The 18,613-nt window shown below is 44.6% G+C and carries 13 protein-coding genes; 1 reads left to right on the top strand and 12 read right to left on the bottom strand.

The window, feature by feature from the left end; translation table 11 throughout:
* Nucleotides 1-181: 181 nt before the first annotated feature.
* From aspS to DV872_RS11475, 5 genes are all read right to left on the bottom strand, one after another.
* Nucleotides 182-1,453: an aspartate--tRNA(Asn) ligase gene (aspS, locus tag DV872_RS11495; protein ID WP_114630076.1), complete on the bottom strand. Its 1,272-nt coding sequence runs from the start codon at nucleotides 1,451-1,453 to the stop codon at nucleotides 182-184.
* 9 nt (nucleotides 1,454-1,462) lie between these two features.
* Nucleotides 1,463-2,881, bottom strand: a complete 1,419-nt coding sequence (gene gatB, locus DV872_RS11490; RefSeq protein ID WP_114630075.1) for an Asp-tRNA(Asn)/Glu-tRNA(Gln) amidotransferase subunit GatB — start codon at nucleotides 2,879-2,881, stop codon at nucleotides 1,463-1,465.
* A gap of 3 nt (nucleotides 2,882-2,884) precedes the next feature.
* A complete protein-coding gene (gatA, locus tag DV872_RS11485; protein WP_114630074.1) occupies nucleotides 2,885-4,273 on the bottom strand; it encodes an Asp-tRNA(Asn)/Glu-tRNA(Gln) amidotransferase subunit GatA in 1,389 nt (462 codons plus the stop codon).
* 38 nt (nucleotides 4,274-4,311) lie between these two features.
* Nucleotides 4,312-4,593 (bottom strand): Asp-tRNA(Asn)/Glu-tRNA(Gln) amidotransferase subunit GatC, encoded by a 282-nt coding sequence (gene gatC / locus DV872_RS11480; protein WP_114630073.1) that lies wholly within the window; start codon nucleotides 4,591-4,593, stop codon nucleotides 4,312-4,314.
* Between the two features lie 206 nt (nucleotides 4,594-4,799).
* Nucleotides 4,800-5,765, bottom strand: a complete 966-nt coding sequence (locus tag DV872_RS11475) for a P-loop NTPase (protein ID WP_114630072.1) — start codon at nucleotides 5,763-5,765, stop codon at nucleotides 4,800-4,802.
* 249 nt (nucleotides 5,766-6,014) lie between these two features.
* Between DV872_RS11475 and DV872_RS11470 the strand changes: the two genes are divergently transcribed.
* The gene (locus DV872_RS11470) at nucleotides 6,015-7,493 is read left to right on the top strand and encodes a bifunctional UDP-sugar hydrolase/5'-nucleotidase (RefSeq protein WP_114630071.1); all 1,479 of its coding nucleotides are present in this window, start codon (nucleotides 6,015-6,017) and stop codon (nucleotides 7,491-7,493) included.
* A 75-nt stretch (nucleotides 7,494-7,568) separates the two neighbouring features.
* Here the strand turns inward: DV872_RS11470 and DV872_RS11465 are convergent, their stop codons facing one another.
* The 7 genes from DV872_RS11465 to cmoB all read right to left on the bottom strand — a co-directional run bounded on the left by DV872_RS11465 (nucleotide 7,569) and on the right by cmoB (nucleotide 18,609).
* Complete coding sequence (locus DV872_RS11465) at nucleotides 7,569-7,829, bottom strand: hypothetical protein (RefSeq protein ID WP_114630070.1); 261 nt, start codon at nucleotides 7,827-7,829, stop codon at nucleotides 7,569-7,571.
* Nucleotides 7,830-8,042: 213 nt separating this feature from the next.
* Nucleotides 8,043-9,467 (bottom strand): glutamate synthase subunit beta, encoded by a 1,425-nt coding sequence (locus DV872_RS11460; RefSeq protein WP_114630069.1) that lies wholly within the window; start codon nucleotides 9,465-9,467, stop codon nucleotides 8,043-8,045.
* The gene (gene gltB, locus DV872_RS11455) at nucleotides 9,467-13,993 is read right to left on the bottom strand and encodes a glutamate synthase large subunit (RefSeq protein ID WP_114630068.1); all 4,527 of its coding nucleotides are present in this window, start codon (nucleotides 13,991-13,993) and stop codon (nucleotides 9,467-9,469) included. Before gltB ends, DV872_RS11460 begins: the two co-directional genes overlap by 1 nt.
* Nucleotides 13,994-14,199: 206 nt before the next feature.
* Entirely contained in the window at nucleotides 14,200-14,712 is a 513-nt protein-coding gene (gene loaP / locus DV872_RS11450) for an antiterminator LoaP (protein WP_114630067.1), read from the bottom strand.
* Nucleotides 14,712-15,638: a DMT family transporter gene (locus tag DV872_RS11445; protein ID WP_158546931.1), complete on the bottom strand. Its 927-nt coding sequence runs from the start codon at nucleotides 15,636-15,638 to the stop codon at nucleotides 14,712-14,714. The genes loaP and DV872_RS11445 overlap by 1 nt, the downstream gene beginning before the upstream one ends.
* Nucleotides 15,625-17,412 (bottom strand): aminopeptidase P family protein, encoded by a 1,788-nt coding sequence (locus tag DV872_RS11440; protein ID WP_158546930.1) that lies wholly within the window; start codon nucleotides 17,410-17,412, stop codon nucleotides 15,625-15,627. The genes DV872_RS11445 and DV872_RS11440 overlap by 14 nt, the downstream gene beginning before the upstream one ends.
* A 198-nt stretch (nucleotides 17,413-17,610) precedes the next feature.
* Nucleotides 17,611-18,609, bottom strand: a complete 999-nt coding sequence (cmoB, locus tag DV872_RS11435; protein ID WP_114630064.1) for a tRNA 5-methoxyuridine(34)/uridine 5-oxyacetic acid(34) synthase CmoB — start codon at nucleotides 18,607-18,609, stop codon at nucleotides 17,611-17,613.
* Nucleotides 18,610-18,613: the final 4 nt, after the last annotated feature.

Below are 18,613 nucleotides of genomic sequence, written 5' to 3'. Positions count from 1 at the left end.
TTGCGTTCAGCTTCCTTCAGATTCCACCTCACAATGGACACCCTTGCTGTTCAGCTAGCAGTTCCCCCTATCGGGTCTGCAGGAGACTTTCACTCCCAAGTGGATGCACCCTGCTGGGCGCACTAAACAAAAAAGCCCCGTTTTAAAACGGAGCTTATTTATTATCGGGCTTAACAGATGATCAGGGAGTAATTCTTTTTCTGTCTCTGGGAAACAGAGAAGCTTCCTTGACATTAGCCAGTCCGAGGATTTTCTGAGTCAGACGTTCCAGACCGATGGCAAAACCACCATGGGGAGGACATCCATACTTGAAAATTGAAGCATAGGCACCCAGCTCCCCTTCGGTGAGACCGAACTTAGGCAGGGCCTCCTGAAACATCTTATATTCGTTTATACGGCGACCACCTGTTGTGATCTCCAGACCTCTGAAAACCAGGTCAAAACTCATGGTCTTCAAACCCTTTGGATAGGTGTAGAAAGGACGCTTTTTACGGGGGAACTCATTTATGAAAACCAGGTCAACGCCGTAGTTTTCCATGGCCCACTCAGAAATAACAACTTCTGCTTCAGGATTGATTTCAAATACACGGCGACCGATACGCTCAGAAACAATCTTTTTACACTTCTCATGGGTAATAACGGGAATTTTATCACAGAGCTCGGGTTCGGGCACTGTTGCACCCCAGTCATCAAGCTGTTTCTGGTTATTGGCTTTTACCTGGCTGAAGATATACTTAATTGCACCGCGTTCCAGCTCAATCAGCTCCATTTCATCTTCGATAAAAGCCATCTCCACATCCAGAGAGACATATTCATTTATATGACGGGAAGTTTCATGTTTTTCGGCTCTGTAGGCATGGCTTATTTCAAAGACACGTTCCAGTCCACTGGAAACCATGGTCTGTTTATAAACCTGGGGAGACTGTGCCAGACAGACAGTAGTATCAAAATATTCGACACGAAAGAGGTTGGTTCCCCCTTCGGTTGCTCCACCCACCAGCTTGGTTGATTTAATTTCAGTAAAATCAAGACCTCGGAGATATTCACCAAAGTAGCGCATAATATCAGCCTGAAGCCTGAAAATTGAGAGAATCTTCGGGTTTCGAAGTGAAATGCTTCGATTGTCCAGAATAGTTTCCAAACCAATTTTGGCAGGGTCCTGATTTACAGGAAAAGGAAGATCAGGAGCAGCAGGAGCCAGTACATCAATAGCGGTCAGCTGAAGTTCATATCCGCCGGGGGCTTTATCATTCTCATGAACAGTTCCTGTGGCTGATATAACAGATTCAAGAGTGAGATTGACTTCTTCATTGGTTACAAGCTGAATCTGTCCACTTCTATCTCTGAAAATGATAAAGTTGACTCCGCCCAGTTCACGGATTCTATGAACCCAGCCACTGACAGTGATCTCTTTACCTGCATGATCTTTTATATCTTTTGCTAATATACGCATTTTTTATTCCTAACCTAATACTTTTTCTTTCAATACCGACTGAACCACAGCTGGTGCTGCATTTCCTCCGGAAACCTTCATAATCTGCCCCACAAGGAATCCCATCTGACGGGCATCTCCGGCTTTGACAGCCTCAACAACATTTGAATGAGCTGCCATAACCTCATCAACGATCTTTCCGATTACTCCAGGATCTGAAATCTGAACCAGCTTCTTATCAATACAGATAGTTTCGGGATCTTGATCCTCATCGAAGATGTAATCCAGAACCTTCTTGGCAATCTTACCGCTGATCTGATCATCGGCTATCATGTCAATCAGTTTTGCCAGACGCTCAGCTGACAGAGGAGAGTTTTCAAGAGATATACCTTTACGGTTCAGCAGTTTTTTTACATCCGAAGAGAGCCAGGAATAGACCTGAACCGCATCGGCACCATTAAATACGGCCTGCTCAAAGAAGTCGGCTACAAATTTTTCCTCATGGATATACTCAGCCTGATCGGAATTAAGTCCATAACTTTTCATCAGGCGCTGTTTGCGCACAAGAGGAAGCTCACAGAGTCCGTTTTCAACATTCTTCAGAAACTCTGCAGAAGGCTTGAAGGGAGGTAGATCAGGTTCGGGGAAGTAACGATAATCGTTATCGTCTTCCTTCTTTCTCATGGGCTCTGACTGGTCTCTGTTTTCATTCCAGAGTCTTGTCTCCTGATCAATCTTTTTATCAGCATCCATAAACTCGCTCTGACGTCCAATCTCATAGTTAAGTGCCTTTCGGACAAAACGGGATGAGTTTAGGTTTTTGATCTCCACTTTAGGCCCCAGACCGGCACCCTGATGATTTATTGAAACGTTGGCGTCACAACGCATGGAACCTTCATCCATGTTTCCGTCACAGACACCAAGATATCGTACCAGACGGCGGAAGCTCTTCAGGAAGGCTTCTGCATCCTCACCGATAACAAGGTCAGGTTCAGTTACAACTTCAAGAAGGGGATATCCGGCACGGTTATAGTCCAGAAGGGACATATCGCCGGCATGTATCATCTTTCCCGCATCTTCTTCGAAGTGAACATCATGAATACGGACACGCTTAATGCTGTCTCCGATCTCTATATCGATATATCCGTCCCGTCCTACAGGATCTGAAAACTGAGAGATCTGGTAGTTCTTTGGCATATCAGGATAAAAATAATTTTTTCTATCAAACTTGGTATTGGGACTGAGCGTACAATTCAGTGCTCTGGCCACAACATATGACATCTGCATTGCTTTTTCATTCAATGTTGGCAGTACGCCGGGGAATCCCATACATACAGGACATATATTTGTATTCTCTTCATCACCAAAGTGTGCTTTACATCCGCAGAAGGCCTTTGTTTCCGCAGTAAGGTGTATATGAATTTCCAGACCGATAAATGACTGATACAAAACTTAACTCCAATCTGTGTTATAACCAGGAGCTTCAGGAGCCTGGAATTCCTTCTCCAATACTGAAGAAACCTGAAACAGGCGGTCTTCTTCAAAAGGAGGTGCCATAAACTGAACGCCCACGGGCAGTCCGTTTTCCAAAGTAGAGGGAACCGACAGTGCGGGATGTCCCACAAGGTTGGCCGTACATGTATAGAGATCTGCCTGCTTCTGCTGGAAAGTATCCAGATCGGAACTTCCGTGATGGAAGGCGGGTGTCGGGAATACGGGCATCATAAGGATGTCCGCTTTATCGTACCAGCGCTCTACATCCTGACGGATGGCTGTTCTGATTTTCTGAGCCTTTACATAATAACGATCCTGGAATCCTGAACGGAGAACGTAGGTTCCAAGGAGTATTCTGAGTTTAACTTCATCACCGAATCCCTCATGACGGGATTTTCTCATCAGGTCTGCAGGATTTTCAGCGAAAACAGGAGCATGGCCGTAACGGATGCCGTTGTAACGGGCCAGGTTTGCGCTTGCTTCAGCAGTGGCAATTGTATAATAGGCAGGAACAACATAATCCAGTGTAGGCAGTTCAATCTCAATGATGGAATAACCGGCTTTTTTCAATCTCTCAATTGTTGTGTCATAGGAAGCCTTCACCTCAGGATTAAGTGCACCCTCTTCAATCTTAAGTACACCCACAATCTTAACTTTTTTTCCAGAAGGAGTATGATCCAGAGATGTATGATCCATAGGGTCCTTCCCTTTCATGGCTTCAAATACAGTCTTACACATCTCTGTAGTTCTGGCGACAACTCCGATAACCTCAAGAGATGAAGCATAGGCTGTCAGGCCGTAACGGCTGACTACTCCGTAGGTAGGTTTAAGGCCGTATAATCCGCAGAAAGAAGCGGGCTGCCGGACAGAACCGCCTGTATCGGAGCCCAGAGCAAAAGGGACAAGACCGGCAGCTACTGCTGCGGCGCTTCCCCCGCTGGAACCTCCGGCTACACGTTCTGTATCCCAGGGATTGCTGGTTTTACCAAGAGCCGAATTATCGGTGGAGGAACCCATTCCGAACTCATCAAGGTTGGTTTTACCCACCATGACGGCTCCGGCTTCCTGCAGCTTCTTCACTGCTGTGGCAGTATAAGGAGATACCAGATGTTCCAGCATCTTTGAACCACAGGTCAGTTTGTAGTTTTTAACTGCAATATTATCTTTGACAGCAAAGGGAATACCAGACAGAGTTCCTTCGGGGATTGTCCCATCCAGACTTCTGTTAGGATCAAACTCAAGAAAACTTCCTATTTTCTTTTCCCAACCATCTACATAGTTTTTATACGCTTTTAAGGTCTGTGGCTGAGAACACACAGCAGACCATTTCTTTTCAAAATCAGACATGATTTACCTTTTGTAATGAATAATTTTTTTGACTCTAATTAAAGTACATTGGGGATAAGGATGAACCTGTCTTCCAGGTCTGGAGCACATTCGAGCAATTCATCCGGTTGGGCTTCATTAGGACGCCTGCGATCTTCACGCAGGCGGTTCTCCTTCTGAAGTGCATGTATGGTGGGCTCGAGAGCCTCCACATCAAGTTCATTCATCTTTTCAAAATAGCTGAGCATCCGGGAAACTTCGTCTCCCAATCTCTGTGTTTCTGCCTCATCCAGAACAAGGCTGGCGAGTGTAGCCGTAACTGTTAAATCACTTTTTTCCATAATCTGTTATTTATAACCGTATAAATATGTAATGTCAATAATACCGACTTATAGGTCAGTACTCAAATCAGCTATACAATAGAGATGTAATTACATACTCTACATATATTTAACATACATGTGGAGTAGTGAAATCTATATTGTATATTTATTATTGCAAGGCCATATTTCGCTATTTGCAGCATAAAAAAACTACAGACTTAAATTCAACGGGAAGGTTCTATCCAGTTAAGGACATCCAGATCTTCATCATCTTCATAAAGAGGTATGTTTTTTTCAGGAACGATAGTGTCCAGTCTCCGACAGATTCCTTCCAGAGAGGAGGTCAGATTATCACGGTGTTCCGTGCTGTAGGGCTTTCTTGAAGTGATGGAACGGGAGACTCCTGCCATCCATTCAACATATCCCAGATACTGCAGTGATATTCCCAGATTCTTCCTGCTGATAACTCTCAGTTTCTTACCCAGATCCTTATCGGATGAAGAACGGCCCATATTTATTATAACTCCTGGGTAGAATACACTCAGCTTATCCCTTACAGATTCAGCATATTCCGGATCAATCTCACCCAGGCGGTCCGCCAGAGTAAAAAGTGATGATCCTGAACCTTCAAGCCTCTGTTTGAAGAAATTCTTTATTAGTTCTCTCTCTTCGGAATTGGGAGGAAATGATCTGTATATTGAACGGGACAGAGCTGTTTTTAGAAATGAATAAGCATTGAGAATGGCTGTGGTTTCTGGAACAGTAACGACAATACCCTGGGGAAAAGGGATAAAATAATCCACAATATTATGTGTGGTACCCGCCCCCAGATCCAAAAGGATATAATCGGCAACAAGTCCCGGCAGTTCCTTGATAATCTTCATTTTCTGAAAATAGTGCTGCTGTGCAGCAGCTGTGAAAAGACCGTCTCCGGGAATAAAATAGAGCCTGTCTATTCCTGTAGGAATTACCAGTGATTCCAGACTGTCAGCCTGTTTATTCAGATAGTTGCCTATACCTGCACTAGTATTTCTAATACCGAGAAATGTATGAAGATTGGAGCCGCCAAGGTCAAGATCCACAAGAATAACTGTCTTTCCCATCCGGGCCAGAGTAACTCCAAGATTGACTGTTAAAAAAGATTTGCCGACACCGCCTTTACCACTGGCAACAGGGATGATTCTATTCATTCTTTTACTATCGGACAGTGGTTTCAATAACTGAAAAGGTAACAAAAGAAGGTTCAGTTTTTATTGTTTAATCTATTTTTATTAATTTACTGTTGTGTACTATTTTTTCAGGGTCTAGAATGAATATGTGTTTAAGTTAAAACACAGAGTGCAGCCCTCCGGGCTCATCTATTATTTTAAGGAGACCATCGGGTCTCTTTAAAGAAACACAAAGGCTGTAATACAGCTTTGAAAGTAAGGAGAAACTAAATGAAGAAAGGCTCGATTCTATTCAAGACAGGAACAATGTTATTTGCCCTGGTAATGCTTCTGGCATCCTGTTCCTCTATACCTAAAATTGAGGATACTTCCCTCGTTATCGCACACACAAACGATACACACGGCCGTATTCTTGAAGGTAAATATGACGGTATGGGATTTGCAAAAATATCTACTGAAGTAATGAAACTGAGAGACGAAAACCCCAACGTTCTACTGCTGGATGCAGGGGACACATTTCATGGAACTACTCTGGTAACCCTTTCCAAGGGTGAAGCTGCTGTAAAGATTCTCAATGCAATGGGTTATGATGCAATGACTCCCGGTAACCATGACTTTAACTATGGAAAAGATAGACTCCTCGAATTGGCTGCTATGTGTGAATTCCCCGTAGTCTGCGCCAATGTTATTGACGATGCCACAGGTGAAACAATCCTCCCCCCCTACACTATTATTGATGTAAACGGCCTTCTAGTCGGTATTTTCGGCCTGACAACAGATGAAACTCTGTACAAGACTCATCCTAAAAATGTCGAAGGTCTTACTTTCCGTGATCCTGCTGTAGTTGCACAGGAGATGGTTGATGAGCTCAGAGATGAGGTACATGTACTTATAGCTCTTGGACACCTCGGGGTTGATGACGAGACAATAAATACCTCAACTTCTGTAATGGAAAAAGTTATGGGCATTGATCTTTTTGTAGACGGCCACAGCCACACTCCCATGGAAGAAGGAATTGCTGCCGGTTCCGGTCTTATTGTTCAGTCCGGTTACCATGATAAAAACCTGGGAATTGCCAAGGTTAATTATTCCATGGAAATGGGCATAAAATCCGAAGCCATGCTGTTCACAAAAGAAGCTTCAGCTGATGTAATTGATGATGCTGCGATCCTCTCTCTGGTTGAAGGAATCAATGCTGAAAATGAAAAAGTAACTTCAGTAGTTGTTACCAAATCCGATGTCCTTCTGGACGGAGAAAGAGCAAATGTAAGAACTGGTTCTACCAACCTGGGAGACCTGATCGGAGCGGCTCTTCTGGATGCTACCGAAGCTGATATAAGTCTTCAGAACGGTGGGGGAATCAGAACCTCAATAGAAGCCGGAGATGTAACCAAGGGTGAAATTATATCTGTACTTCCTTTCGGAAATACCGTCACTGTTCTTGAAATCACAGGTCAGGGCGTTATCGAAGTTATTGAAAACGGAGTTAAAGCATACCCCGAAGCCAGCGGCGGCTATTGTCATATGGCAGGTTTGACTTTTGAATTTGACGAAACAAAACCCGCAGGAAGCCGTGTAACCAAGGTAATGGTAGCAGGAAAAGAACTTGATCCTTCTGCAAAATACAGCCTGGCCACCAATGACTTTCTTGCAGCCGGCGGTGATCAATATGAGATGCTTATAGGACTCAAGGTTCTTGCAGAAATGGGCACTCTTGATGATATTCTTGTTGCATATATGAATAAATAATCTATCCGGATAATATTTGTGCATAAAAAACCACGGGCTGTCCCGTGGTTTTTTTATGCATAACCAATACCAGATTTATGAATGACCGAAATAGCGCTGTTTTCTCTGATTGTTCATTTTGACTGATTCCTTAATTCCGTATTCACCTTTCATCATACTCAGGGGTTGTGTCTTCCGTTTAAGAGGAATACCACAATCCGGGCAGTTGGCATCATTCTCACTGCAGCGATTACATACATAATAATATTTATTGCAGTGAGAGCAATAATGTTTTTTGCTTATCGCTCTGTAAATAGTTCGGCAACAGTCACAGGTAGCCTCTTTCAGCTCATACATAAAATTTCTCCTTTGGTTGCATAGGCGAGCAACAGGCTTTGCCTGTGGACCAGCCTTAGCTAATAATTTCTCCATAATATGCTTATATTTTCGTAGGAATTACTTATTCTCTGAATAGGCCGTTTGGTATGTTTTTCATTAGTCCTGTCTGCATAAAAAAAGGCCCTCCGAAGAGGACCTTTATACAAACATCTAAACTATGTAAATCTATTCTTATTTCAGATATGCATCCACAGCTTCTGCTGCACTTCTACCATGTCCCAGAGCTCTTACAACCAGGGAAGCTCCTGTTTCGGCGTCTCCTGCAGCAAATACTCCATCAATGGTAGTACCGTAGTTACCGTCGGTTTTTATATTACCGCGACCGTCCAGTTCAAGGTTAAGGTCTGTGATAATACGGTTATGCTCAACATGTACAAAACCCATTGCCAGGAATACAAGGTCCACATCCAGATCAAACTCACTACCCACAATGGGAACAAGCTGAGGACGTCCACCTGCAGGATCTGCTTTCCATTCAACTCTCTGGAAGCTGCCTTTTTCAACAAAGCCTTTCTTACCATAAAATCCGAGAGTGCTGATATTCCAGTCCCGTTCACATCCCTCGTTATGGGAGGATGAAGTTCTCAGGATGGAGGGCCAGTCAGGCCAGCTGGGGTTATGGGCATTTTTCCAATCCAGAGGCTTAGGCATGATTTCATACTGGTATACTTTTTCAGCACCCTGTCTATTGGCAGTACCTACACAGTCAGAACCTGTATCACCACCGCCTATGACCAGAACAGTTTTTCCTTTTGCATTGATGACTTCTTCATCATAAAATTCGCCCGAAACATTTTTATTGGACTGTCCCAGATACTCCATGGCGAAGTGTACACCCTTAAGCTCACGTCCTGGGACAGGAAGATTACGGGGAGCACCGGCACCCATAGTGATGAGTACAGAATCATATTTATTCTGCAGATAGCGAATAGAGAGATCTTCACCGATGGCTACACCGGTTTCAAAACTGACACCCTCGGCCTTCATCTGCTGGATTCTTCTATCAAGAACAGATTTATCCAGCTTGAAATCGGGAATACCGTAGCGGAGGAGTCCCCCGATTTTCTCACTCTTCTCAAAGAGAGTTACCTGATGACCCATGCGCCGCAGCTGCTGACTGGCAGCCATACCCGAAGGTCCGCTTCCTACAACAGCAACACTCTTACCTGTCTCTATTCTGGGAGGACGGGGAACAACCCAACCGGCAGCAAATGCTTTTTCGATTATACCGAGTTCCATCTGCTTAATGGCTACGGGAGCATCATTGATGCTGAGAGTACATGAAGTCTCACAGGGAGCAGGACAGATACGTCCTGTCACTTCAGGAAAGTTATTGGTTATCTCAAGACGCTCAAAGGCCTCTTTATACTGTCCCCTGTATACAGCATCATTCCACTCAGGAATAAGATTGCTGATGGGACAACCCAGGTTATGACAGAAGGGAGTACCGCAGTCCATACAGCGTGCCCCCTGATCAGCCAGACCCTCAATGGGAGTGGGGATCATCACTTCTTTATAATCTTTCAATCTATCTTCTACAGCACGGTACTTAAAATCCGTTCTGTCATGTTCTAAAAATCCGAGAACCTTACCCATTATGCATATACCTCCTCGGTAATCGCTGTTTCTTCTGTTTCCTTGGTTTCTCTTTCCCTGATCCCCTCGAGGGCCTTTCTGTATTCCAGAGGCATGACCTTTACAAAGGAGTGAAGAGATTCTTGCCAGGATTCAATAATCAGCTTTCCCTGTTTACTGTCTGTATGTTCAATATGACGGTTGATCATGGCTTTGAGGAACTCAATATCCTCGGCATCCACAACCGGTTCGATATCTACCATTTCCAGGTTACACCGGGTATCAAAGAGCTGATTTTCATCGTAGACATAGGCGACACCGCCACTCATACCTGCCGCAAAGTTCACACCGGTTTTACCCAGAATGATAACTCTTCCTCCGGTCATGTATTCACATCCATGGTCACCGACACCTTCGACAACTGCAAGGGCACCGGAGTTTCTGACAGCGAAACGCTCACCTGCCCGGCCGCTGATAAAGACCTCACCACCGGTGGCTCCGAACAGATTCACATTACCGGTAATGATATTCCTGAAACCTGAGAAGGTTGAACCTGCATGGGGATAGAGAATAATTCGCCCACCGGAAAGTCCTTTACCCAGATAGTCATTACTCTCCCCTTCAAGTTCAAAGGTAATTCCCTTTGTAAGGAAGGCTCCAAAACTCTGCCCTGCAGATCCTTTCAGATTGACATGGATGGTATCATCCTTAAGCCCTTCTGCACCGTAACGTGTGGTTACTTCATAACTGAGAGTCGCACCCACAGTTCTGTTGCAGTTTTTAATAGGCTGTTCGATAACAACAGGATTTTTATTTTCAATGGCATCCTTTGCCTTTTCAATCAGTCCCTTATCCAGGGAGAGTGATAAGTCGTGATCCTGCTTTGAAGTACAGTAAAGAGGCTCTCCCCCCGATGTATCAGGAGCCATAAGAACATTACTGAAATCCAGTCCTTTTGCTTTGTAATGATCAAGTGCATCATTAACTTCCAGACACTCTACATGACCGACCATCTCTTCAAATGTTCTGAATCCCAGTTCTGCCATATACTCTCTTACTTCCTGAGCAATGTAGGTCATGAAGTTTCTCAAATGCTCAGGTTTACCTGTAAATCTTTTTCTTAATTCTTCATTCTGAGTCGCAATTCCTACAGGACAGGCATTTGTGTGACATTTTCTCATCATCACACATCCCAGAGATACCAGTGATGCTGTTCCAAAACCGAACTCTTCTGCACCCAGAAGTGCTGCAATAACAACGTCACGCCCGGTTTTCATCTGTCCATCACACTGAATGCGTATTCTGGATCTAAGCTTATTCATAACCAGAACCTGTTGAGTTTCAGCCAGACCGATTTCCCAGGCACCTCCTGCATGTTTCAGAGAAGAGAGAGGTGATGCTCCTGTACCGCCGTCACCGCCGGAGATAAGAACCATATCCGCCTTACCCTTTGCAACACCCGCAGCAACTGTACCGACACCGACTTCAGAAACAAGTTTTACCGAAACACGGGCCTTGGGATTGGCATTTTTCAGGTCGAAGATCAGCTGTGAAAGATCCTCAATAGAGTAGATATCATGATGAGGAGGGGGTGAGATAAGCATTACACCAGGGGTTGCGTGACGTACTTTTGCTACAACGTCATTTACCTTATGACCGGGAAGCTGCCCACCCTCGCCGGGTTTGGCTCCCTGTGCCATCTTGATCTGCAATTCATTACAGTTTGCCAGATAAGGGCTGTCTACACCGAAACGCCCGGAAGCAATTTGTTTGATATTACTTCTGGCATTATCACCGTTTTCCCTTACAGTGTAGCGGGCCATATCTTCGCCACCCTCACCTGAGTTGCTGTTGGCTCCAAGACCATTCATGGCGATAGCCATGGTCTCGTGAACTTCCTTACTCATTGATCCAAAGGACATGGCTGAAGAAACAAAGCGTTTCACGATTTCTGAAGCGGCTTCAACTTCTTCTATGGGTACGGACTTAGCGGGTTTGAACTGAAACAATCCTCTCAAGGTATTCAGGTTCTTACTTATATCGTTTACACCCTGAGTATATTTCTTGAAGATTTCATAATCTCCGTTTCGTACTGCTTTCTGCATATTGACCACAGCTTCCGCTGAGAATAGGTGTTTATCGGCATTCTTTCTACTGGAAAACTCACCACCCGCCTCAAGACGGTTACTGTAGACATCTTTTTCACTCCAGGCTTTTCTGTGTCTGGAAAGAACATCATGCTCAACAACTTCAATATCAATACCGCCCACTCTTGAGGCTGTACCGTCAAAGTATTTTTCAATAAAAGACTCTGAAAGTCCGATGGCTTCATAAATCTGTGAACCTCTATAACTCCTGATGGTTGAAACACCCATTTTGGACATAACCTTGAGAAGTCCCTTCTTCACCGCTGTAATATAATGTTCAATGGCCTGAGGTAATGTGAGCTCATCATTGAGGTAGCCTCTGACTTTAAGATCAGAGAGTGCTTCGAATACGAGGTAGGGATTCACACCGCTGGCTCCGTATCCGATAAGAGTTGCAAAATGGTGTACTGAACGTACTTCTCCGGATTCGATAATCAGACCGGCCAGATGACGTTTCCCCCGGCGTACCAGAAAATGATGAACAGCAGACATTGCCAGAAGTGCTGGAATTGCCGCATGCCGCTTATCCACACCTCTGTCCGAGAGGATAATCAGGGAATGTCCCTGGTCAATCTGCTCCTCTGCGTTCAGGCATAGCTTATCAACTGCATCTTCCAGCAGCCCCTCTTTCTCGGTGATTTCAAAAAGGATGGGTACAGTACAGACCTTGAAGTCATCAAGATCAACAGACTTTAGACTCTTGATATCATCATTTGTCAGAACAGGATGAGTCAGCTTCAATTGACGGCAGTGTTCGGGAGTCTCTTTCAGAAGATTGCGCTCTTTTCCTACAAAACTCATAAGTGACATAACAAGATGTTCTCTATAAGGATCGATAGGAGGGTTGGTTACCTGCGCAAAAAGCTGTTTAAAGTAATCATAGAGAAGCTGTGGTTTCTCAGAGAGAACAGCCAGCGGGCTGTCATTCCCCATAGAACCAATAGGTTCCTGGCTGTTACTGGCCATGGGAGTGATTACTTTCCGTATATCTTCGAAGGTGTAACCAAAGGACTTCATTCTTTCCAAAAGAGTCTCTGAATCATGTTTAATTTTCCGGGCTGCTCCATGGAGACCCTTAAGCTCGATTTTCTGTTCACTGAGCCATCGTCTGTAGGGTTTCTGACGGGAGATGATACTCTTGATCTCATTATCCCGGATAACTCTATGCATATTCAGGTCAACCAGAAACATCTTTCCGGGTTCAAGTCTTCCGTTTTCCAGAATATCCTCTGGATCGATATCGATAACACCGGCTTCAGATGCAAGAACAACCTTACCGCTCTTGGTAATGGTATAACGCCCCGGTCTCAGACCGTTTCTGTCCAGGGTGGCACCAATTTTATATCCATCCGTAAAAACCAGTGCGGCAGGTCCATCCCAGGGCTCCATGATAGCGGCATGATATTCAAAAAAGTTTCTTTTATCTTCTGAAATATGAAATTTGGTTCCGAAGGCTTCAGGAACCATCATCATCATGGAGTGCTCCATTGAACGTCCGCCATTGGAGAGAAGTTCAAAGACATTATCAAAAGCGGCCGAGTCAGATCCGTTGGACTGAACAATGGGATACATCTTTTTAAGATCATCACCGAACTCTTCAGAAGACAGAGATGTTTCTCTTGCCTTCATATTATTTGTATTTCTTCTAAGAGTGTTAATCTCTCCGTTATGAGCAATATAGCGGAATGGCTGGGCAAGAGGCCATGAGGGAAAAGTGTTGGTACTGTATCTCTGGTGAACCAGTGCCATGGCGGATATGAAATCCTCTTCACCAAGATCGGGATAGAATGTTACAAACTGAGGAGCTACAAACATTCCCTTGTATATAATGGTTTTTGAAGAGAGAGAGGGAATATAATAATCATCCAGTTCCATGCCCTTTGCTATTGCGGCATTTTCAAGACATTTTCTCAATGTATAGAGTTTACGTTCCAGTTGTTCCGCTGCATGACCTTCAAATGATACAAAAACCTGCTTGAATGAAGGCATTACTTTTCTGGCAAGTTCACCAAGGCATTCAGGATCGACAGGCACGTCTCTCCAGCCCAGAAGATTTCCACCCTCCCAGGCAATAACTCTTTCAGTCATAGCAACGGCAAGGGCAGCCTGTTTGGGATCAGCCGGGAGAAAAATCATCCCCGCACCGTAAGTACCTTCTTCAGGAAGTAAAAAAGGAAGTACTCTTGAAAAGAACTTATGAGGCATCTGAAGCAGCATTCCGGCTCCGTCACCGGTCTTCATATCACCACCGACTGCACCTCTGTGTTCCAGGTTACAGAGGATCTGTACACCCTCTTCAACAATTTTATGGGTTCTTTCTCCGTCAATTCTGGCTACAAAACCGACACCGCAGGCATCGTGTTCATTAGCCGGATCATAGAGTCCCCTCTTTTTTAACATAGACTTACTCCTTTACAGCCGAATTGCACAAAAACGTTTTACGGCAATACATTGCCACAAAAAAAATATACAATAAAATAAAGAATGTCAAGTCGGTCATATATACCTGGGAGGTAAAATAATTGAGAAAATTGACTTCTATTGACCATACATGAACAAAAAAAATCACTAATGAGGAGGGAATTAACTATGGGAAAGAGAGAAAATCAGGTTTTTTCTACAGAATCAAAGCCGAAATCAACAAGGAAAGCTTCTTTATAGAGAGATAAGCGTACTTTGATACGGCTTTTTCTTTTATCAACTTTAACAATCTGTCCTTCAAGCCCCATGAGAGGACCCTTGAGAACCTTGATACTTTTGTCTTCTTCAAAGACAACCTTGGAAAAACCGGCAATTTCTCCAGATTTTAAGAAATGATTCAATTGCCGTTCTTCATCATCTGACAGAGGCATTGGATGCCCTTCCATCTTGAGAAATGAGAAGATTCCGGATACATTCCTGACGGCTTCCAGCTGTCCTGCTGATATCTCATCACATCTGAGAAAGAGATATCCCGGGAAAAGAGGCTCATTCTTCTCAAACCACTCTCCCTTTTTCCGCAGGCGCAGCTTTCTTCGGGGAAAAAGGAGAGACTTCTCCTCAAATTCACCCGTTTTCATGAGCTTAGTTCGACACTCAAGCTCTTTAGAGCTGCTCACCTGTATAACAAAGCATGACATCAGTCATTCTCCCTGACAACTTCAGTTTCAACAGTTGTTGCCGGAGTATGGTAGAAAAGATAAATAGATAAGGCTGTAAGCAGCATCCCTGAAATGGAGAGTAACTCGGGATTATCATCCTTCATAAATACCCAGCTGATAACAGCTCCGGCGATAGGAATCAGAAATTTCCATACTGCCATTTGCGAAAGAGATTCCTTACGAACCTTCAGAAGATAATACCAGATAGAAAAACCTGCAGCGCTGACAAAGATCAGCCAGACCAGGGCCAGAGAGAATTCCTGCACAGGAATATCAGCATAGGGTCTGTCACCCTTCAGCACAGCGGTAAGCAGAAGAGCTGCCCCACCCGCCATAAGCTGCCCGGCATTCAGAAGGAATGGATCAAGATCATCCGGACTTTTAGCAACAAGAACACTGGCCATAGCTCCGAAAACAAGAGCGGCCAGCATAATAAGAACAGCTTTCAGCTCAGATGCAGCACCACTCAGCAGATCTGAAGATCCTGCAAATGAGACAAGAACGACTCCTGCAGCACCAAGAATAAGACAAAAGAACTGCCTTCTGTTCAGACGACTTCCCGCAAGGGTGAAATGAGCCGTAACTGCCACGATGAGGGGGCCTACTCCATTAACTATGGCCCCGGTTGATGCCCTCATCAGGGTCAGGGAATAAAAGAAAAGACTGTATAGGCCAAAAGTCTGAAACATACCCACCAGAAGCAGCTGCCTCCAGTGTTCTCTAATCTGCCTTAGCTTACCCGGTTTTCTATACAGCAGAGCAACAGCTAAGCCGGCAAGAAAGAAACGGATACCCGCAAAAAGCATGGGGGGCATGGATCTAAGACCTATCTTCACCCCAAGAAATGCGGTTGACCAGAGGAGACAGGCAAATACTGCAAGGAGTCTGGAATTAGCTGATTTCAACACACTCTTCCCTCAGCCATTTAACTTCTTCTTCATTAAGGTATGGAGAGAGACGCTTCAGAACTTCATTATGATACGCATTAATCCAGGATTTTTCACCATTATCAAGTAGAGACCGGTCAATCAGCTTCTGCTCATAGGGACAGAGTGTCATTGTCTCAAATGCATAAAAGCTCTCAACTTCGGGATTATCCTTCCAGGGCACTGTCATAATCAGATTCTCAATCCTGATACCATGCTCACCTTCTCTATAGATACCGGGTTCATTTGAAGTGATCATTCCAGGCTTCAGAGCCTCATCCACGGGATGAGAACTGATTCTTTGGGGACCTTCATGAACATTCAGGATATACCCTACTCCGTGACCCGTACCATGACCGTAATTAAGGCCGGCATTCCATAGAGGCTGTCTGGCAAGAAGATCAAGCTGATATCCCCGGGTTCCTTCTGGATATACAGCTATGGATAGAGCAATATGGCCCTTTAGCACCAGAGTGTAATCATGCTTCTCTCTCGCACTGGGAGTTCCCATACTCAGGGTCCTCGTTATATCGGTGGTACCATCTTTATACTGACCGCCGGAATCGATAAGAAATAGACTCTCCCTGCCTATGGTGAACTGAGAAATCTCTTCAGCTTCATAATGACAAATGGCTCCATGAGCCTTATAAGCGGGAATGGGGCTGAAACTTTCACTTAAAAAACCGTCCTGCTCAGCCCTGAAACCGCGTAACGCAGAGGCTGCCTTAAGTTCTGTGACTTTGCTGCCTGACTCATCTACTGCATCTCTGATCCAGCGGATAAAACGAACCACAGCGGTTCCATCCTTCTCCATACAGTGCCTGAGTCTCTCCTGCTCCACAGGGTTTTTCTCAGCTTTCATTCTGGTTGAGATATCGACCCCCTTTAATGGAAGTACAGAATCTGAAAGAACTGACATCAAGGAAGAATTGATACGATCGGGACTTAAGTAGAGGCTGAGATCCCTCAGGCTGCTCAAATGCTCTTTTACAGAACCATATGAACGAATCTCAACATTCCGGGAGTTCATCTCTTTTCTAAGGTCATCACCGATTTTGGAACCATCAACAAACCAGATAATAGAATCCTGTGAGAGGTAGAGAAAACTCTGTACAACAGGGTTATAAGGTACATCTCCACCACGAACATTAAGGGTCCAGGCCACATCATCCAGTGAGGCGATAAGGGTAGCATCCATTTTACGGCTCTTAAGTTCAGCTCTGATTCGCTCTATTCTTGAGAGAGTACTCTCTCCTGACTCCTCTTCACTGAGAGACCAGACTTTCGCCAGAGAATCATCCGGACGATCGATCCAGAGAGAACCGATAAGGTCTTCACTGCCGTCTATGAGTATCTTTTTTTCTCCGAATGCCTGAGCCATTGCCTCCCACTCCTTAAGAGTCAAAGTTCGACCGTCCATACCAATTACAGCATTCTCCTTCAGACTGGAGCTGATCCACTCAAGATAGGAGGGTACATCTGGCTCATTCATCTTGAAAAGCTTGACACCGCTCCCCGACAGCTCTTCGGCAGCCTGAATAAAATAACGGAAGTCCGTCCATAGACCAGCCTCGTCGCTGGTGATGACAGCGATACCGGCACTCCCTGTAAATCCAGTGATCCAGCTGCGGCATCTCCAATGGTCCGAAACATACTCACTGCCATGGGGATCTGAGCTGAATACAACATAGGCATCCAGATTATTTTCTTCCATTCTACGACGTAGAGCACTGAGCCTTTCCTGTACTGTCATGGGGTCACTTCCTTTATCCATATAACTTTTACTTAATATAAGGAGAATTCTGCCGAAAATTATAATGGTGACGGCATGGGATCAATATTCCCCTCCCAACGAATACTCCTGTGTTGTTCCATTTAGTCGGTTTGCCCCGCTTCGGCGGGGCAGTTTTTTTATAACGCCACTCTTTTATAAGCTAAAATCAAAAATCTGTCAGCGTTTAACAGCCCGGATATAAATACGTACGGGTGCGGGATAGCCTTCTACTGTTTTATCGGGATTATCCGGGTCAAGAAAGTGTTCAAGAGACTCATAGATAGCCCATGGGGTCTGTCTCTGCTCTTCATTTTCAAGCTTGAAATTTTCAAAGATCTCTATCTTATGAAATCCGCAGCGGGCCAGCATATTCTTAAGGGCTGAAGCAGTTGGTAAAAACCAGTAACCTGGAGCTTTCATATAGCGCCCCTCGGGAAACAGACAATAGGGATCATCCCCTGGGATTCCACTGGATTCAAGAATCAGTGTTCCGCCGGGCTTCATGCAGTTATTGATTGTATTAAGCGTCTGAAGGGGATTCCGTCTGTGATATATGATTCCCATAAAAAAGACAACATCAAAAAACCCTTTAAAAATATCGAGATCCTCTACACCGAGAAGGTCAAAATTAACCCTTGGGTCCATATGGAATTTTCTATTGAGCTGATGATGAAAATAGTAACGGACCATAGGATCAACACCCAGAATAAACCAGGGATCTTCTGAGAGCATACGATACATATAGTATTCATTGTTACAACCGATATCGCAGATCTTTTTATTCTTCATATCCGGCAGCCAGGGAGCAACTCTGTCCCATTTAAGATGACTCCGCCATTCAGAATCTATTTCAGTACCGTAATACTCAAAGGGGCCTTTTCTCCAGGGAATCAGAGATTTCAATGAAGCAGTCAGGGCATCCTGATCCTCAGGATTCAGAATACCGGCGTCTCCAAAGCGTATGGTATCACCCTTAAAGTCAAAACTATCTCCCCTACGCTCCTTTACCTGCTCCAGAGGAGTCTGAAAAACTCGCGCAGAGGGTTTATCCAGCAGAGAGGACTGTTCCCGCCGTCTCTGCTCCAGAACTTCTGTATCCAGTTCTCCCGGATAGGGATCATAGTAACGATCTGCCAGATAGGCATCGCTCATGGAGGGTGTTGAGGGAGTATGCATATGA

This window comes from Oceanispirochaeta sp. M1 (genome assembly GCF_003346715.1).
Classification (GTDB): domain Bacteria; phylum Spirochaetota; class Spirochaetia; order DSM-2461; family DSM-2461; genus Oceanispirochaeta.
The sequence above is the reverse complement of the archived record's forward strand: the minus strand, read 5'-3'. Positions and strand labels throughout refer to the sequence as shown.